The 16,764-nt window shown below is 63.2% G+C and carries 15 protein-coding genes; 4 read left to right on the top strand and 11 right to left on the bottom strand.

The features are described 5' to 3' along the window. Nucleotides 1-3 precede the first annotated feature (3 nt). From RA19_RS01130 to RA19_RS01080, 11 genes are all read right to left on the bottom strand, one after another. Nucleotides 4-1,347: a Na(+)-translocating NADH-quinone reductase subunit A gene (locus RA19_RS01130; RefSeq protein WP_039158781.1), complete on the bottom strand. Its 1,344-nt coding sequence runs from the start codon at nt 1,345-1,347 to the stop codon at nt 4-6. A 403-nt stretch (nt 1,348-1,750) separates the two neighbouring features. Further along, complete coding sequence (locus RA19_RS01125; protein ID WP_039158779.1) at nt 1,751-2,875, bottom strand: mandelate racemase/muconate lactonizing enzyme family protein; 1,125 nt, start codon at nt 2,873-2,875, stop codon at nt 1,751-1,753. Next, the gene (locus tag RA19_RS01120) at nt 2,872-3,966 is read right to left on the bottom strand and encodes an alcohol dehydrogenase family protein (RefSeq protein WP_039158777.1); all 1,095 of its coding nucleotides are present in this window, start codon (nt 3,964-3,966) and stop codon (nt 2,872-2,874) included. Before RA19_RS01120 ends, RA19_RS01125 begins: the two co-directional genes overlap by 4 nt. A 94-nt stretch (nt 3,967-4,060) precedes the next feature. Beyond that, nucleotides 4,061-4,300, bottom strand: a complete 240-nt coding sequence (locus tag RA19_RS01115) for a hypothetical protein (RefSeq protein ID WP_039158775.1) — start codon at nt 4,298-4,300, stop codon at nt 4,061-4,063. A 3-nt stretch (nt 4,301-4,303) separates the two neighbouring features. Further along, nucleotides 4,304-5,755 carry an aldehyde dehydrogenase family protein gene (locus RA19_RS01110; protein ID WP_039158774.1) on the bottom strand — a complete coding sequence of 484 codons (1,452 nt, stop codon included), beginning with the start codon at nt 5,753-5,755 and terminating at the stop codon, nt 4,304-4,306. Beyond that, a complete protein-coding gene (locus RA19_RS01105) occupies nt 5,752-6,906 on the bottom strand; it encodes an aromatic ring-hydroxylating oxygenase subunit alpha (RefSeq protein WP_039158773.1) in 1,155 nt (384 codons plus the stop codon). The genes RA19_RS01110 and RA19_RS01105 overlap by 4 nt, the downstream gene beginning before the upstream one ends. A 95-nt stretch (nt 6,907-7,001) precedes the next feature. Next, the gene (locus RA19_RS01100; protein ID WP_039158772.1) at nt 7,002-7,916 is read right to left on the bottom strand and encodes a LysR substrate-binding domain-containing protein; all 915 of its coding nucleotides are present in this window, start codon (nt 7,914-7,916) and stop codon (nt 7,002-7,004) included. Between the two features lie 96 nt (nt 7,917-8,012). Beyond that, the gene (locus tag RA19_RS01095; RefSeq protein ID WP_039158770.1) at nt 8,013-8,963 is read right to left on the bottom strand and encodes a GlxA family transcriptional regulator; all 951 of its coding nucleotides are present in this window, start codon (nt 8,961-8,963) and stop codon (nt 8,013-8,015) included. Between the two features lie 75 nt (nt 8,964-9,038). Continuing rightward, nucleotides 9,039-10,028, bottom strand: coding sequence for a glycine betaine/L-proline ABC transporter substrate-binding protein ProX (proX, locus tag RA19_RS01090; protein ID WP_039158768.1), 990 nt, complete (start codon nt 10,026-10,028; stop codon nt 9,039-9,041). A gap of 53 nt (nt 10,029-10,081) precedes the next feature. Further along, nucleotides 10,082-11,017: an ABC transporter permease gene (locus RA19_RS01085; protein WP_039158767.1), complete on the bottom strand. Its 936-nt coding sequence runs from the start codon at nt 11,015-11,017 to the stop codon at nt 10,082-10,084. Nucleotides 11,018-11,029: 12 nt separating this feature from the next. After that, nucleotides 11,030-12,112: a quaternary amine ABC transporter ATP-binding protein gene (locus RA19_RS01080; protein WP_052261598.1), complete on the bottom strand. Its 1,083-nt coding sequence runs from the start codon at nt 12,110-12,112 to the stop codon at nt 11,030-11,032. Between the two features lie 159 nt (nt 12,113-12,271). On the opposite strand from RA19_RS01080, the gene RA19_RS01075 reads away from it, so the two are divergent. From RA19_RS01075 to RA19_RS01060, 4 genes are read left to right on the top strand one after another with little or no spacing between them, the layout of a single operon-like run. Next, nucleotides 12,272-12,982 (top strand): GntR family transcriptional regulator, encoded by a 711-nt coding sequence (locus tag RA19_RS01075; protein ID WP_039158766.1) that lies wholly within the window; start codon nt 12,272-12,274, stop codon nt 12,980-12,982. A gap of 8 nt (nt 12,983-12,990) precedes the next feature. Then, entirely contained in the window at nt 12,991-13,902 is a 912-nt protein-coding gene (locus RA19_RS01070) for a dihydrodipicolinate synthase family protein (protein ID WP_039158764.1), read from the top strand. A 3-nt stretch (nt 13,903-13,905) separates the two neighbouring features. Continuing rightward, complete coding sequence (locus RA19_RS01065) at nt 13,906-15,402, top strand: aldehyde dehydrogenase (protein WP_039158762.1); 1,497 nt, start codon at nt 13,906-13,908, stop codon at nt 15,400-15,402. Beyond that, nucleotides 15,399-16,739: an NAD(P)/FAD-dependent oxidoreductase gene (locus RA19_RS01060; RefSeq protein ID WP_039158760.1), complete on the top strand. Its 1,341-nt coding sequence runs from the start codon at nt 15,399-15,401 to the stop codon at nt 16,737-16,739. The genes RA19_RS01065 and RA19_RS01060 overlap by 4 nt, the downstream gene beginning before the upstream one ends. Nucleotides 16,740-16,764 lie beyond the last annotated feature (25 nt).

The raw sequence follows: 16,764 nt of genomic DNA, 5'->3' as shown, positions 1-16,764 counted from the left end.
GGCTCAGCCCTCCTTTTCAATCTTGGCCAGGCAGTCGCGCAGCGCCAGCCCGTATTCGTATTTGGCCGGGCAGGCAAAGCCGACGAGGCCCATGTCCTCTTCGTCCAGCTCCAGCGCACCCAGTGCCTGTGCGGTGTCGGTGTCCATCACCAGCAGTGCGCGCAGCAGTTGCGTCGGCAGGTAGTCCTGCGGCATCAGCTGCTCAAACGTGCCGGTGGGCACCATGGCGCGGCGGCCGCCGTTGAGATTGCTGGTCAGGCCGAACAATTTGCTGGTCAGGGCCGAGCCCAGCACCGGCTGCACAGCGTATTTGCTGCCCATCGGACGGATCCAGCCCAGCGGGATCTGCTCGCGGTCTTCTTTGATCAGCGCAACCTGACGCGCAAACCGGCCGAGGAAGGCAATCGGGCCTGCGGCCTGGCGGCCCGACAGGATCGAACCGGAGATCACACGGACGGGGCCGTCTTCGGCAATCTCGCCGCGGGTCAGCTCATCGGTGGAGGCGCCCATCACGGTGCGCACCAGACGCGGGGACCGCGCAGCGGGACCGGCCAGCGCAACCACGACGGAAGGGTCCAGATGACCGGTCTGCAGCAGACGGCCAATGGCGATCACATCCTGATAGGAAATCGTCCAGACCTGATCCTCGGCGCGCACCGGGTTCAGGAAGTGGATGTGGGTGCCGGCCAGGCCCGAAGGATGCGGACCGGAGAAACCTGCCGCCTCAACCCCGGCCAGGTTCGCGCCCGGAATGCTGTCGCCGGTTTTCTGGCACAGGTAAGTGGTGCCCTCGGTCAGCAGGGTCAGCGCCTTCAGGCCGGCCTCGAACGCCTCAGCAGCGTCGTTGATGATCAGTGCGGCATCCGCGGCCAGCGGCTCGCTGTCCATCGCGGTGACAAAGATCGCGCCCGGCTTGGAGCCCGGCACCGGCATCTTGGAATAGGGACGGGTGCGGAAGGAGGTCCACAGACCAGCCGCGCAAAGCTTCTCGGCCAGCCCTTCGGCGGTATCGGCGTTGCCAACACCCGAGAAATCGATGCCCTTGTCCTCGGCGTCCGAAATCTCGATCACCACGCTCTGCAGAACCCGGCGGGCGCCGCGGTTGATCGCCACGACCTTACCGGTCATCGGCGCCACCATCATCGCGGCTTCGGCATCTTTGTGGCAGAACAGCGGAGTGCCGCGTTTGACCTCCTCGCCTTCCTGCACCAGCATGCGGGGTTTCAGGCCCAGATAGTCGGGGCCCAGCACCGCCACCGAAGTGATGGCCGGGCCGGGGTGAATGGTCTGTTCCGGTGCGCCTGTCACCGGCAGATCCAGCCCCTTCCTCAAGTTAAATGTTTTCATATTGCGCTACGTCCTTCCGAGGCCGATTCCCGTGGCGGTTCTTATCTGTTTCCGGCGGCGGAGACAAAGAAAACGCAGGTTAGCGGTCGCTTTTGACTCTTTGCCAGCCGGGTCCGGCCTTGTTTGATCCGGCGCACTCGAATCAAATTTGCCGCCGAATGGCAAGGCCGCCTCCCCGCCTGCCGGGTAAATTCCTTCGTGATCGCAGCTTCTAAGCCAGAATGCCGCATCCGGGGCCTGTTAATACGTCAGATCCGGGCCGCGGAACCGGCAACCAAAGCTCGGGCCTGTGGACAAAACGCCCCGGCAAACCTGGGTCTGCCGGGGCGGGTAAGTTTGATGGCGCTAACGCAAGCGACGCCCGGAATATGATTCGCGACAGGCGCCGGTTTCCGAGGCGGCGTTACAGTTCCCAGACCGCCTGCGGCGCGTCCATCAGATCGCGGTCGACGGTGATGCCCAGGCCCGGCGCATCCGGCACCAGCACGCCGCCATTCTTCACCGGCGCATCGAACTCCGCCGTCTTCAGCGTCACCATATCGCGGCAGTCCAGAATACAGCGCAGGGAGCGCTCCGGCACGGTGGCGCCCAGATGCGCAATTGCCGAGAACGCGATGACCGACCCAACCGTATCCTGCACGCTGACCGTGGCGCCGGAGGCCAGGCACATGTCCCGGTGCCGCCGGCCATGGGTCAGCCCGCCAGCCTTGGAGATCTTGAGGCCGATACCGTCGGCCACATCCTCGGCCAGCATCAGCGCAATGTCCTCGTCCTGCTGCACCAGCTCGTCCAGAATGATCGGCACGTTGCAGCGCTTGCGCAGCGACATGGTCTCGCGCCAGGTTTTGCAGGGCGCCTCCAGAACAAAGTCCAAGCCCTCGGGCAGCATCCGCAGCATGCGCAGCGCGGTTTCCGGCGTCAGCCCGCCATTGGCATCGACCAGGAAGAACTCGCCCGGCTGCCGGTCGGCCAGCGACGCGCGGATGCGCTCGGCATCCAGCGCCGGTCCGCCCTCGCTGTCCAGCGCGCCGATCTTCACTGAATGGCCCAGATAGCCCATCTCGCGGTGCTGTGCGACGCGGGCGCGCATGTCTTCCGGCGTGCCTGCGTAGATCGAGGAAATCACCGGCAGGCGTTTCCCGGTGGAGCCGCCCAGCAATTCGCAAACCGGCATGTTCACCGATTTGCCGAACAGGTCCCAGCACGCAAGGTCAATCGCTGACTTGGCGTGGTTGTGGCCCACCAGCGCCTCGTCCATTGCTTCGTTGATCCGGTCCATCTGCCGCGGGTCGCGGCCCAGCAGGTACGGTGCAATCTCAGCAATCCCGGCGCGGGTGCCCAAGGCATGGGACGCAATATAAGTGGAGCCGAACGGCGTGCTCTCACCCCAGCCCTCAAGGCCGGTATCGGTGGTGATGCGCACAAAAGACGCATCAAAGCTGCGGTATTCGCGCCCGCCCGACAGCATGTAGACACCGCCCGAATAGGGCAGATCCAGCTGATAGAGCTCGATCTTCTTGATCTTCACGATTGGACCTCCGGGATCATCAGCACCAGCTTGCCGGTGTGCTTCTTGCTCAGGAAATCCTCCTGCGCGGTGGCAATCTCGCTGAGCGGATAGGTCTTGGCGACCAGCGGGCGGATTTCATCCGCTTCTATGTAGGAGATCAGATTGGCGAACACCTCATCCTCCTGGAAGGTGCAGCCCATCAAGGTCAGGTCCTTAAGGTAAAGCGTGCGCACGTCAATCTCACTGATCGGCCCGGCGATGGCGCCGGCGGTTGTGTAGCGCCCGCCGCGGCGCAGCACATCCATGAACGACGGCCACTGCGGCCCGGCCACCAGATCGACCACCACGTCGACGGAGCCCTCGCCCAGTTCCTTGACCAGATCGGCATTGCGATCGACAACGCGGTCGGCGCCAAGCGCCAGCACCTCATCCGCCTTTGCGGCAGAGGAAAGTGCAATCACGGTCGCACCCCGGCGTTTTGCCAGTTGCACGGCGGCCGATCCGACACCGCCGGAAGCACCCGAGATCAGAACGGTCTCGGCACCCAGGCCAACCCGGTGCAGCATGTTCTCAGCCGTAGAGTAGGCACAAGGGATAGAGGCCAGCTCCGCATCCGACCAATCGCAGTTCACCGCATGGGTTTCGCGCGCGGGTGCCACTGCGAACTGGGCAAAACCGCCGTCGCATTCACTGCCGAAGGTCCAGCACTCATAGGGGCGGTAGTCCACATAGGTCCTTAACATGTTGCGCACCAGAACCCGCTCACCGATACGGGAGGCGTCGACGCCTTCGCCCACAGCGGCGATATGGCCGCAGGCATCTGCGCCTTGAATGCGGGGAAACTCCAGCGGCTTGCCGGACCAGCTGGCGTCGTCATCGTTGACGCCGTCAAACCCGGAGGCGCCGCCGGCGTTGGTGTCGGCTTCCACCGCCTTGGAGTACCAGCCGATGCGGGTGTTGATGTCGGTGTTGTTGATGCCTGCCGCCGCGACGCGGATCAGCACCTCGCCGGGGCCGGGCTGCGGCACGTCAACGTCGGTGCGGTAGTCCAGTTTTTCGATACCGCCGTGGCCGGTCAGCAGGACCGCTGCCATTTTGCTGGGGATCATAGGTTTTCTCCCTTTGGAAATTAGATTGGCCGGCCCTCCCCTGCCGGCCAAAACAGACCGCTGTCCCCGCGGGGACAATGGCCTGAAACATGTGTCAGAGCTCCAGCGGGTGCGCGCGGCCCCGCTCCGCCAGACGGCGGTTCAGCTCTTTAGCGTCCGGAAGCCCGGCCTCCAGCGCGAAGACAAAGGCGTGGGTCAGAAAGAAACAGGCGGCATCGATGTCGCCCGCTTCTTCGGCCCGGTCGCCGGCCAGGGTGTACAGCCGGACCAGCTCGGCGTGGTCGTTGTCCTCATGCGCCTTCAGCAGCGCGCGATCGAGGTCGTCGCGGTCCATGGCTCAGCCCTTCAGCGAGATCGCGATGTTCTTGGTGCGCACATAGTTATAGAGCGCCTCCAGTCCCTTTTCGCGGCCAAAGCCCGACTTGCCGACCCCGCCGAACGGCGTTGAGATGCCGCCCGCGAACCATTCGTTCACAAAGACCTGCCCGGCACGCAGACGGTTTGCAACGCGATGCGCCCGTGCAAGGTCCCGGGTGAAGACACCGGCAACCAGACCGAACTCGGTGCCGTTGGCCATGGCAATCGCTTCGGCTTCGGTGTCGAAGGGCGTGAAGCAGGTGACCGGACCAAAGATCTCTTCCTGTGCAACACGGGACGCAGGGTCCACATCGGCCAGGATGGTCGGCGCCATGAAGTAGCCCTCGCGCTCCAGCCGGGCACCGCCGGATGCCGCCCGCGCGCCGCTTTGGCGGGCCGTGGCGGTCAGGGTTTCGATGCCGTCGAGCTGCCGTGCCGAGATCACCGGGGTGAGTCCCGGGTTTTCCAGCCCGTGGCCGACGCTCAGGCCATTGGCCAGCGCAGCAGCGCGTTCGACAGCTTCCTCGTAGATCGAGCGGTGCACCAGCACCCGCGACATGGCGGAACAAACCTGACCCGCGTTATAGAAGATGCCGCTTTGCAGGGAGGACATCAGCGCGTCGAGGTTGGTGTCCTCAAACGCCACCGCGGCGGATTTGCCGCCCAGCTCCATCAGCGCGGGCGTCACCGGGTTGGCAGCGGCGCGCAGAATCGCCTGGCCGGTTGGGACCGAGCCGGTAAAAACGATCTGATCGACGGCGGAGCTTTCCACCAGCCGCGCGCCAAGGTCTGCGCCGATGCCGTTCAAAATGGAGACTGTCCCCGCGGGGACATCGGCGCGTTCCAGTGCCACGCCCAGCATCGCCAGCGCTATCGGGTCGAGCTCGGGCGATTTAATGATCACCGAGTTGCCCGCCGCCATGGCCGGCGCCAGCGAGCGCGCGGCAATCGACACCGGGAAGTTCCAGGGCACGACCTGGGCGGAGACGCCATAGGGCTCATAGACCGTAAAATCAGCGTAATCAGGGCCGAGCGGGATCGACTTGCCTTCGATCTTGTCGGCCATGCCGCCGTAGTATTCGAAATACTGCGCGGCTTCTTCGAACTCGTCATGCGCGGCGCTGAGGCTCTTGCCGCTTTCCCGGCACAGAAGCTCGGCGCCTTCATCGGCAATGCCGCGGATTTCCGCGGCGATGCGCTGCATCAGCTGGCCGCGCTTGGAAGGCTGCATCGCAGCCAGGTCGCCGCGCTCGAAACTGGCGCGGGCGGCTTCCAGGGCTTTGGCTAGGCTTTCTTCGCCGGCCAGCGCACAATCAGCTACATGTTCGGCGTTACCGGGATCCTCGACGGCCATGCGCTGGCCGCCGTCGCCTTCAACCCAGGCACCGGCCAGGAAGTTCCTGGCCAGCCCGTCGTTCAGAAAGGAACTCATGCCTCGCGGCCTTTGGTCACTTGATCCGCCACCCAAGCGTGGAAGTTGTGGGTCGGCCCGTCCATCGCCGGGGAGAAGCGGCCGCCGTCGAACAGCTCGCCATGGCGGCCCTTCTGCATGCCTTCGACCACAAAGACGTCTTCCTCAAACACGGTCTTCCAAAGCTTCGAGTTCTCATCGCGCAGGGCTTCCAGCTCCGGCGTGTCCTCGGAAGATTTGGAATAATAGAGCTCAATGTGTTCGACGGTGTTTTCGGTATCGACCGGCTCCAGGATGATCGCAAAGGCGTGGTCGCGCTGCACGCCCAGGAGAACGTTCGGGTAGACGGCCACGTATTCGCCGCCCTCGTCCCATTTGCTGCTGAGGCCTTCGAAATCCGGGAAGATCTCGCCGTTTTCACCCTTGAGCTGGCGGTAGACCAGAGTGCCCTGGCCGGAGTAGTGGCCCGGCACTTCGATGTTGTAGTGGTCTTCCAGGCGGGAGTAGCTGTTCAGGCCCGGGTGCACCCACGGCAGGTGGTAGCTTTCGCAGTAGTTTTCGACCGCCAGTTTCCAGTTGGTTTTGACTTCCAGTTTGAAACCGGAGCCTTCGCCGCCGTGATGCACCGGGGTTTCGAATTCCTTCCAGCGCTCCAGCAGGGTGGCATGGGCGTCTTCGAATTCCGGCGCGGTGCCGTCGACGTTCACAAACACCACATCGCGCCAGACGTAGGAGCGGATGCGCACCAGGCCCAGCTCGTCCAGCTTGATGTCTTCATGCTTGTTGTTGCCGGGGCCGCCGACATGCGGGGTCGAGACCAGGCGGCCGTCGAGCCCATAGCACCAGCTGTGGTAAGCGCAGCGGATGGCACCGCGGATCTTGCCAGCCTTCTCGACCAGGATCATGCCGCGGTGGCGGCAGGTGTTCTGAAAGACCCCGATCTCGCCGTCCTTGTCGCGCACGATCAACAGCGGCATGCCGAGGAAATCCACCGGTTTGGCATAGCCCGGCTCCGGCACGTCCTTGCCAAAGCCGATGCCCGACCAGTTCTTGAACAGAACCGAGCGTTTCTCTTCGGCAAAGACGGCGGGATCGATGTAATGGGCGTTCGGCAGGCCGTTTGCAACGTTGACCGGAGCCATCACCGGGGCAAGCGTGTCGTGCTTGTTCATCTGGGGTTCTCCAAAGCTGGGAAATATCTGGCGCGTTTGGAGTGTTAGACGTGAGGGCGCGGATTCCCTCAATATCAGGAATTTTCGCGTTTGGCTTAACTGGATTCACCCGAGGCTTGGTTGACCTCGCCAATCACCCAGTCCCGCAGGGAGCGGGCAGCATCCGACAGTTCGGCATCGGCCCGGCCGACCAGATGAAATCCATGCGGCGCCGCCAGCACATGGGGGCCGATCGGCACCAGCTGGCCGGTGGTCAGGAGCGGGTTCAGCAGGCGCTGCCATCCGAGCGCCAGCCCGACTCCGTCCTGGGCTGCCTGCAGCGCAACCGAGTAGTTGTTAACGCGCACGCCCGGCGCAATCGGGCCGTCATAGCCCAGCTGCTGGAACCAGTCGGCCCAGGTGGTCCAGCTCTTGTCGTCGGATTCCAGATGCAGCAGCCGCTGCTGCGCCAGTTCCTCCAGCGGGCAGCCGGTGAGTCTTTCGGCCAGTTCCGCATTGCCGACCGGCACTAGGTGGTCGCGGTAGAGCTCGGTCTGTTGCAGGCGGGTGTCGCGTTCGCGTCCGTAGCGAATATAGAAATCCACGTCGGGCATGCTGCGGAACAGCCGGTCCTGGACGATCTGGTTGACGTTCACGTCTGGGTGCTGGCGCCAGAATCGCACCACCGAGGGCGACAGCCAAAGCGAGGCCACGGCAGAGGTGGAGCCGATGGTCACAGTGTCGCCGGTATGGCGGTCGCGGATGGTTTTGAGGCTGAGCGAGATTTTCGAGAACGAGGTCGCCAGGGTTTCAAACAGAGCTTCGCCTTCTTCGGTCAGCTCAACCCCGCGGTGCTTGCGCTGGAACAGCGGCACCTGCAGCTCTGCCTCCAGCGCCTTGACCTGGTGGCTGACGGCGCCGGGGGTGACGGAGAGCTCCTGGGCGGCGTTCTTGAAGCTCAGATGCCGGGCAGCGGCCTCAAATGCGGCAAGCGTGGTGAGCGGCGGCAGGTTGTAGTGGCGGCGGGACATCTGCGGCTCCTGGCCTGTAGCTGGGATGAACGGGCTTCATTTCAATATGGGAAATGCAGCTTTGCTGACCAGCCCTTTTCAACCTGGTCTGCCCTCTCAGCTGATCCGGCCGCGCTGCAGCATGGGCGTCACATTAAAGGCTGCCCGGTAGACACGGGAGAAATGGCCAGGGCTGTCGAACCCGCAGGCCAGAGCCACTTCTGTCACTGACGACTCGGTTTGGATCAGCAGGTTGCGGGCGCGTTCCAGGCGCATCTCCATGAAGTATTTCTTGGGCGAAGTGTTCAGGTACTTGCCGAACAGCCGCTCCAGCTGGCGGGTGGAGATGCCGATGTCCTCGGCAATCACGGTGGGCGAGATCGGGTCGCTGATATGGTCGTGCATCATCTGGATGGCGCGGGCCAGATGGGTGTTGCGCATGCCGTTGCGCGATTGCAGCGAGACCTTCTGCTCGGCCGTTGCGTTGCGCACCGCGTTATAGACCATCTGATCCGCCACCGCGACGGCAAGGTCATAACCGTGCTCGCGCTCGATTAGATGCAGCATCAAGTCAGCCGTTGCCGTTCCTCCGGAGGCGGTCATGTGTTTTTCATCCGCGACAAAGACGCTGCGCACCAGATTCACCTCGGGAAAGGCTTCCATAAAGCTGTCGTGGTATTCCCAATGGATCGCCGCCTGCATGCCATCCAGGAACCCGGCCTCAGCCAGCACCCAGGCGCCGGAACACAGTGCGCCAACGGAAATGCCGCGTGCCTTTTCGCGGCGCAAAGCTGCCAGCAAGGGTTTGGTCACATGGTTGCGCATGTGGATGCCTGAAAGGGCAAACAGCTGGTCGCATTTCGGGATCGCGTCAAAACCGTAGTGCACCAGGGTCACCGAACCGTTGGAACAAACCGCGTGCTCGCCGTTCTCCGACCCGAAGGACCAATCGTAAAGATCCTTGCCGCTCACCAGGTTGGCAATGCGCAAAGGCTCCACCGCGCAAGAGAAGGCTAGATGGGAGAATTCCTCGACGAGGAGAAAGGCAAAATGCTGTGTCTTGGCCATGGCGTGCCCCCAAAAATGAAGCGGACTGCGCGGAGGGATGCCCCGCGCAGTCCAATGAGTCGGGTTTATCCCCTATTACTTGGCTGCGGCGCGGGCGGCGTCCAGCCATCCGTCATAGGCGGCGCGGTTGGCGTCGATCCATTCGGCCACATGACGGTCGATGTCGTCCGAGCTGTCCTCGCCGTCTGCAACTTTCTTGTTCTGGATGGAGACGTCGTTAATACTGATCTGGGCCACTTCGAACAGCTTTGCAGCTGCCGGGTTGGCGTCCAGGAACTCATCGGTGGCGACAATGCGGATGCTGTCGACCGCAAAGCCCAGGTCCTTGCCGTTGAAGGTGGTCTCGGCAGTCGCGCCATCGGGCAGCGAGGAGTACGGCACAGCCAGGAATTCCACGTCTTCACCCGGCACCAGCGCACCAGAGACCCAATAGGGGGTCCAAGTGTAGTACAGCACGTTTTCACCGCCTGCGTTGCGGGCGATGGTGTCGGCGATGATGGCGTTATACTCACCCTGGTTGTGGTTCACGGTGTCGCGCAGGCCGAATTCGGTCAGCTGATGCTCGATCACACGCTCGCAGCCCCAGCCGGGCACACAGCCGGCCAGATCGGCCTTGCCGTCGCCGTCAGCGTCGAACATTGCCGCCTTGGACGGGTCCTTGAGATCACCCAGGTTTTGAACGCCGGCGTCATAAGCCGCCTTGTTCACCAGATAGCCCTGCAGCGCGCCGTCGATCAGGTGGCCGACTTTCTCCAGCACGTCATCGCCGCCGGATTCCTGAAAGAAGTTGTCATGCAGCTTGTTCCAGGAGGCGGTGGTGAAGTCCGCGTCGCCGGTGCCCAGGGCCAGGTGCATGGTCTGGGCCAGCACTTCTTCCGGCTCGGCCACATCATAGCCGAGGTCGCGGAGCGCCTGGAACACGATGCGGGCCTGGAAGAATTCCTCGACGGTCGGCTGGATCACCGGGCGCACGGTGACGCCTTCGCCGGGGTTGTCTGCAGCAAACGCAGCGCCTGCCAGCATGGTCGAAGCTGCCAGCGCAGCCAGTGCGGTCTTTCTGAACATGTATGAGTCCTCCCTTGGGTGTTCAGATGAAAGAGAAAGTTAGGTCTTGCCGGTCAGGCCTTGCCCGCCAGGCGCAGCACCGCGCCCACAGGGCCGCCCTGCCACCAATGGCGGTGGCCGCGTTCGCGGCCCGACTGGCCCATGCCCTGGGTGATGCGGTCCAGAACAATCGCCAGGATCACGATGCCAAGGCCGCCGACCAGCGCCTTGCCCGCATCCAGGCGGCCCATGGCGCGCAGCACTTCGTTGCCCAGGCCTTTGACCGAGATCATCGAGGCAATCACCACCATCGACAGCGACAGCATGATGGTCTGGTTGACGCCGGCCAGGATGGTGGGGGTGGCCAGCGGCAGCTCAACCTTGAACAGGATCTGGCGGGGGTTGGCGCCAAAGGCGCGCGCGGCCTCGACCACTGAGGGATTCACGCCGCGGATGCCCAGCGAGGTCAGGCGGATCAGCGGCGGCAGCGCAAAGATGATCGTCACGATCACGCCGGAGACATTGCCGATGCCGATGAGCATCACCACCGGCACCAGGTACACAAAGGCCGGGATAGTCTGCATGGTGTCGAGCACCGGGCGCATGGCGGTCTCGAACCGGTCATTTTTGCCCGCCAGGATCCCCAGCGGCAGGCCGATGATGAAACAGAGGATCACCGCCGAGACCACAATCGCCAGCGTGGTCATCGCCAGCCCCCAGGCGTTTGGCGACAGGAAGCCAAGCGCGAACATCGCGACGCCGACCAGGATCGCCACCCGGCGGCCGGCGGCCTGCCAGGCGATCAGGATCAGGATCACCAGCATGATCAGCGGCGGCACTGCATTGAGCGCAGTGTCGATGCCGACAATCATCTCGTTGAAGAACTTCTTGATCGGCTGGATGATGCCGCGGTTGGCAATCGCCCATTGCTTCACGCCGTCTGCCGATTCCGCCAGCCCTAGATCAACCGAGGAAAACGGGTCGAGAATGCTGAATTCTTTGTCTGCCATTGTCCCGTCTCCTCAGTGCTTCAGGCTGGCTGCATCTTCGACATCGCCCTGGATGCCGCGCAGCAAGGCGTTTTTGGTGACGATGCCGATGGGTTTGCCATCGGCCTTGACCACCACCGGGTGCTGGGTGGCGATGGAGAGGTTGACCAGATCGTCCAGCGAATGATCCGGGTGCGCCTCGGGCCAGCTGTCGGTATTGGCGGGGCCGTTCATCTGCTCGAACTGCTCGACCGGGGTCATGATCTTGGCAGCGGAGATCAGTTCGAGCTTGGAGATGCCCGCCACAAAGTCGGCGACATAGTCGTCGGCCGGATTGGTCACGATGTCCTCGGGCGTGCCGACCTGCACCAGGGCGCCGTCTTTCATGATGGCGATGCGGTCGCCGATGCGGATCGCCTCGTCCAGGTCGTGGGTGATGAAGAGGGTGGTTTTCTTCATTTCAGCGCTGAGCGACATGAACTTGTCCTGCAGCTGGCGGCGGATCAGCGGGTCCAGCGCCGAGAAGGGTTCGTCCATCAGAAGGATCGAAGGATCTGCGGCGATGGCGCGGGCGAGGCCGACGCGCTGCTGCATACCGCCTGAGAGTTCATCGGGGTATTTCTGATCCCAGCCGTTCAGGTCCACAGCGTCGATGGCGCGCATGGCGTTTTCGCGGCGTTCCTTCGGATCGTGGCCGCGCACCTCCTGGCTGAAGGAGACGTTATCCAGCACGGTACGGTGCGGCATCAGCGCCATATTCTGGAACACCATGCCGATTTTCTCGGCCCGCACCTCGCGCAAGTCTTTCGCGGACAGCTGATTGACGTCCTGGCCTTCGATGAACAGCTGGCCGGAAGTGGGCTCGATCAAGCGGTTCACGTGGCGAATCAAAGTTGATTTGCCGGAACCCGACAGCCCCATGATGCAGAAGATCTCGCCGCGGCCGACGGTGAAGGTCGCATCCTGCACCCCAACGACGCAGTCAAAGCGGTCGCGCACTTCCAGCTTTCCAAGCCCCTGTTCCTTAACGGCTTTCATCGCCTCATCTGCGCGGCGGCCAAAGATCTTCCACAGATTGCGGCAGTCGATCACGGCCTCTTCTGTATGCGTCGTCACCGGTTTCTCCCCTCCGAAAACATTTCGTGCATACTGCATATTTTTTCTCTGTACACAAATTGTATTTTCTCCTAACACAAAATGAGCAATGAGGTTGCCGAACCTGCTGAGCCGCGCCATCTTGGCCAAACAGGTTCAAATGCAACGATGGAGACTGGAATGAAGGACGCGTCTAAGCGCAGGAAAGCAGAGCTGTATGGCCATCTGAAAACGGCCATCATGACGCTTGCCTTGCGGCCGGGCGCAGATCTCGACGAATCGAGGTTGTCGGAAGAGTTCGAATTGTCCCGCACGCCGCTGCGCGAAGTGCTGCGCCAGCTGGCGGGAGAGGGCTATGTCGATCTGCGGGAAAACCGCGGGGCACGGGTCAGCGAGATGTCGCATATGACCCTGCGGGACTTCTTCCTGGCAGCGCCGATGATGTATGGCGCGGTGCTGCAGCTGGCGGCAAAGAACGCGACCGAGGCGCAGATTGCCGAGCTGAAGGAGGCGCAGGAGGCCTTCAAGGCGGCGCTGCGCACCGGCTCGGGTGCCGACCGGGCGATGGCCAACAACCGCTTTCACGAGATCACCGGCGAGATGGCCGACAACATCTATCTCGCCCCGTCCTTTCAGCGCCTGCTGATTGATCATGCCCGCATCGGCATGACTTTCTACCGCCCCCAGGACCGCCAAATGGCGGAGAACCTGGGCGAGGCCAGTTCCCAGCACGACGATATCATCGCCGCCATCGAGGCCGGCGACGAGGCGGCGGCGGGGCAATTGGCGATCGACCATTGGAACCTGTCGCGCGATCAGATCGAGCTGTTTGTCATGCCCGCCGGGCTTGACCTGCCGCTGGGGACGGTGGCGCGAAAAACCCCTGCATGAGGACGCAGATGACCCCTATTTTCAAGTTTGAAGGGATCTACACCCCTGTGGTGACGCCCTATCACGAGGACGGCAGCGTCAACTGGGACGCCCTGGCCCAAGTGATCGACTATCTGATCAAGAGCGGCGTGCACGGCCTGATCTCCGGCGGTTCGACCGGCGAGAACTATGCCCAGACCGTTGAGGAACGGCTGGAGCTGGCCCGCTTCACCCGCGAGCACAGCAAGCTGCCGCTAGTGGTCGGCACCGGCGCCATGCGCACGCCGGACTCGATTGCTCTGGCCGAAGGCGCCGCCAAGCTGGGCGCCGAAAGCATCCTACTTGCGAGCCCCGCTTATTCGGTTCCGACCGACCGCGAAAACGCGCTGAATGCGCTGGCCATCGACAAGGCGGCCGATCTGCCGGTGATGCTGTATAACTATCCGCACCGCACTGGCACCATGATGGGCGAGGAGTTCCTGGACCGGGTCTGCCGCTCGCGCAATTTCTGCGGCATCAAGGAAAGCTCGGGCGATATTAACCGGGTGCACCTGCTGGCCCGCGACTATCCGCATATCCAGCTGGGCTGCGGCATGGACGACCAGGCGCTGGAATTCTTTGCCTGGGGCGCGCCTTTCTGGGTCTGCGGCGGGTCGAACTTCCTGCCGGAAGAGCATGTGGCGCTGTACAATGCCTGCGTTGTCGAGGGCAACTTCTCCAAGGGCCGCCGGATCATGTCGGCGATGCTGCCGCTTATGCGGGTGCTGGAACAGGGCGGCAAGTTCATCCAGACCATCAAGCACGGCGTCACCATGAACGGCTTTGACGCAGGCGCCATGCGGGCGCCGCTGACCGGGCTGAACAAGGACGACAAACGCGCGCTGGAACAGGTTGTGCGGGTGCTGAAACAGAAAATCGCAGATATCCAGGCGGAGGGCTGATCCATGTCGCTGCTTACTCATGACGAATACAAATCCATCGCGGCCGGCCTGGATCTGCCGACGGCGGCTTTCATCGACGGCAAGTTCTGCCCCGCGGCCTCGGGCAAGACATTTGAGACCCTGAACCCGGCGACTGGCGAAAAGGTGGCCGATATTGCGGCCTGCGGTGCCGAGGACGTGGATTTTGCGGTGGAGAAGGCGCGCGAGTCCTTTGACGACGGCCGCTGGTCGAAACTGCACCCGTCCGAGCGCAAGGACGTGCTGATCCGCCTGTGCAAGCTGATGACCCGCAATGCGCGCGAACTGGCGGTGATGGAAAGCATCGACAGCGGCAAGACGATCTATGACTGCGAAACCGTCGATGTGCCGGAGACCATCCACTGCCTGAAATGGCACGCCGAGGCGATCGACAAAATTTACGACCAAGTGGCGCCGGCGTCTGACGACCACATCGCCATGGTAGTGCGCGAACCGATTGGCGTGGTTGGCCTGGTGCTGCCCTGGAACTTCCCGCTCCTGATGCTGGCCTGGAAGATCGGCCCGGCGCTGGCGGCAGGCTGCTCGCTGGTGGTGAAACCGGCGAAGGAAACCACACTGACCGCGCTGCGGGTGGCAGAACTGGCGGCAGAAGCCGGCGTTCCGGCCGGTGTTCTGAACATCGTGCCTGGCGGCGGCGGTGACGTGGGCGAGCCGATTGGCCGCCACATGGACATCGACATGGTCTCCTTCACCGGCTCCACCGTGACCGGCAAGAAGTTCCTGACCTATTCCGCGGAAAGCAACGCCAAGGAAGTGGTTCTGGAGATGGGCGGCAAGAACCCCGCCATCGTCATGGACGACGCCGAAAACCTGGACCGCGTGGCCCAGCATCTGGTCAACGGCGCTTTCTGGAACATGGGCGAGAATTGCTCTGCCTCCTCGCGCCTGATCGTTCACAAGGACGTCAAGGCGGAACTGCTGGAGCGCATCACGCATCACGCCAAACAGTGGAACATCGGCGACCCGCTGCACCCGGAAACCCGCATGGGCGCCCTGGTCAGCGAAGGCCATTACACCAAGGTTTGCTCTTATCTGGAGAAGGCAGAAAACGTGGTGATCGGCGGCAAGGCCGAGGCCGGTTTTGTCGAGGCCACTGTGGTTGAAGTCGAGGACAACAACGCCCTCTTGGCGCGCGAAGAGATCTTTGGTCCGGTGCTGTCGGTGATTGAGGTGTCCGGCTTTGACGAGGCGATCCGGGTCGGCAATGACACCGAGTACGGCCTCTGCGCGTCGATCTTCACCGCCAATGCCAAACGCGCCATCCGAGGCGCCCGCCAACTGCGCGCAGGCACCGTGACGGTGAACAGCTTTGGTGAAGGTGACATCTCCACCCCGTTCGGCGGCTTCAAGCAGTCGGGCTTTGGCGGCCGCGACAACTCAGTCCATGCCCACGACCAGTACACCCAGCTGAAAACCATCTGGATCGACTTGGCCGACGACGCTGACGAGGCCGTGGATTGAGCCGCTACGACGCCAAAAGACTGCCCCGGCAGACCGGCGCGGCGGGATGGAATGCCATCCTGCCGCCGCAGGACCCGTTGCCGGTGCTGGACCATGATCTCACCGCCGATGTCACTGTCATCGGCGGCGGGTTTGCCGGGCTGACGGCGGCACGGCGGCTGCATCAGCTTGACCCGTCGCTGAAGGTGGCGGTGCTGGAGGCAGGTCCTTTTGCCGAAAGCTCGGCCGGGCGCAATTCCGGCTTCATGATCGACCTGCCGCATGATCTTGCGTCCGACAATTACGCAGGCGACGCGCTGGAAGCGGACCGGGCTGCCATTGCCATGAACCGCAAGGCCATTGCCTTTGCCAAGGGCGTGGCCGAAGACGGCGCCCTGCCGCAGGAGATGTTCGACCAGGCCGGCAAGATCAACGCCGCTGCGACCCGCGCAGGCGACAGGCACAACCGCGATTTTGCCGCCTATCTGGAGCGGCTGGGCGAGCCGCATACGCTTTATTCCAAAGCGGAGATGCAAGAGCTGACCGGCTGCCCGCATTACACCTCGGGCCTTTATGCACCAGGCACGGTGATGATCCAGCCCGCCGCCTATATCCGCGCCTTGTCGGCGCATTTGGCCGGGCAGATCAGCGTGTTCGAGAATTCCCCGGTCACCGGCTTTGAAAAACAGGGCAACGGCTGGGTGGTGAAAAGCCTGAAGGGGCGTATCACCACCGGGTCGATCATCCTGGCCAACAACGGCCACCTGGAAAGCTTCGGCTTTTACCAGCGCCGTCTGATGCATATCTGCCTTTATGCCTCGATGACCGAACGGCTGACGCCGGAGCAAGTCCAGCGCCTGGGCGGCGAGGCCCGCTGGTCGGTGACGCCGGCGGATCCAATGGGCACCTCGGTGCGGCGGATTTCCGGTTCTTACGGCGACCGGATCCTGGTCCGCACCTGCTCGAGCTTCCACCCGACGATCGAAACCAGCACAATGCGGCTGCGCAACGCTGCTTGGGTGCATGACCGCAAGTTCAAGGAGCGGTTCCCGCATATGGGCGATGTGCAGATGGAGCACCGCTGGGCCGGCATGCTCTGCCTCAGCCGCAACGGGTCTGCGGCCTTTGGCGAGCTGGACCAGGGCGTCTATTCCGCCTGCTGCCAGAACGGCCTTGGCGTCGCCCGCGGCACCTTGCAGGGGATCGGCGCTGCAGACCTGGTTGTTCAGGGGGGATCAGAGATTGCCAGCCATTTCCTGGCTCAGCCGGAACCGCCGAAACTGCCGCTGGAGCCTTTTGCCTCGCTGGGGGCCAATACCTACCTGATGTGGAAGGAATGGCGGTCGGGGAAGGAATAGAGCATGGAGGGGGCGCTGCCCCCGC

The sequence above is a fragment of the Leisingera sp. ANG-M1 genome (assembly GCF_000813745.1).
GTDB lineage: Bacteria > Pseudomonadota > Alphaproteobacteria > Rhodobacterales > Rhodobacteraceae > Leisingera.
Note: the sequence above shows the minus strand (reverse complement) of the source record. Positions and strands in the feature narration are given on the sequence as shown.

What these genes read in the sequence shown, in the direction of transcription:
- RA19_RS01115 (WP_039158775.1), bottom strand. Translation starts at nt 4,300, where the DNA reads ATGGACCGCGACGACCTCGATCGCGCGCTGCTGAAGGCGCATGAGGAC.
- RA19_RS01130 (WP_039158781.1), bottom strand. Translation starts at nt 1,347, where the DNA reads ATGAAAACATTTAACTTGAGGAAGGGGCTGGATCTGCCGGTGACAGGC.
- RA19_RS01065 (WP_039158762.1), top strand. Translation starts at nt 13,906, where the DNA reads ATGTCGCTGCTTACTCATGACGAATACAAATCCATCGCGGCCGGCCTG.
- RA19_RS01085 (WP_039158767.1), bottom strand. Translation starts at nt 11,017, where the DNA reads ATGGCAGACAAAGAATTCAGCATTCTCGACCCGTTTTCCTCGGTTGAT.
- RA19_RS01075 (WP_039158766.1), top strand. Translation starts at nt 12,272, where the DNA reads ATGAAGGACGCGTCTAAGCGCAGGAAAGCAGAGCTGTATGGCCATCTG.
- proX (WP_039158768.1), bottom strand. Translation starts at nt 10,028, where the DNA reads ATGTTCAGAAAGACCGCACTGGCTGCGCTGGCAGCTTCGACCATGCTG.
- RA19_RS01120 (WP_039158777.1), bottom strand. Translation starts at nt 3,966, where the DNA reads ATGATCCCCAGCAAAATGGCAGCGGTCCTGCTGACCGGCCACGGCGGT.
- RA19_RS01095 (WP_039158770.1), bottom strand. Translation starts at nt 8,963, where the DNA reads ATGGCCAAGACACAGCATTTTGCCTTTCTCCTCGTCGAGGAATTCTCC.
- RA19_RS01070 (WP_039158764.1), top strand. Translation starts at nt 12,991, where the DNA reads ATGACCCCTATTTTCAAGTTTGAAGGGATCTACACCCCTGTGGTGACG.
- RA19_RS01105 (WP_039158773.1), bottom strand. Translation starts at nt 6,906, where the DNA reads ATGAACAAGCACGACACGCTTGCCCCGGTGATGGCTCCGGTCAACGTT.
- RA19_RS01110 (WP_039158774.1), bottom strand. Translation starts at nt 5,755, where the DNA reads ATGAGTTCCTTTCTGAACGACGGGCTGGCCAGGAACTTCCTGGCCGGT.
- RA19_RS01100 (WP_039158772.1), bottom strand. Translation starts at nt 7,916, where the DNA reads ATGTCCCGCCGCCACTACAACCTGCCGCCGCTCACCACGCTTGCCGCA.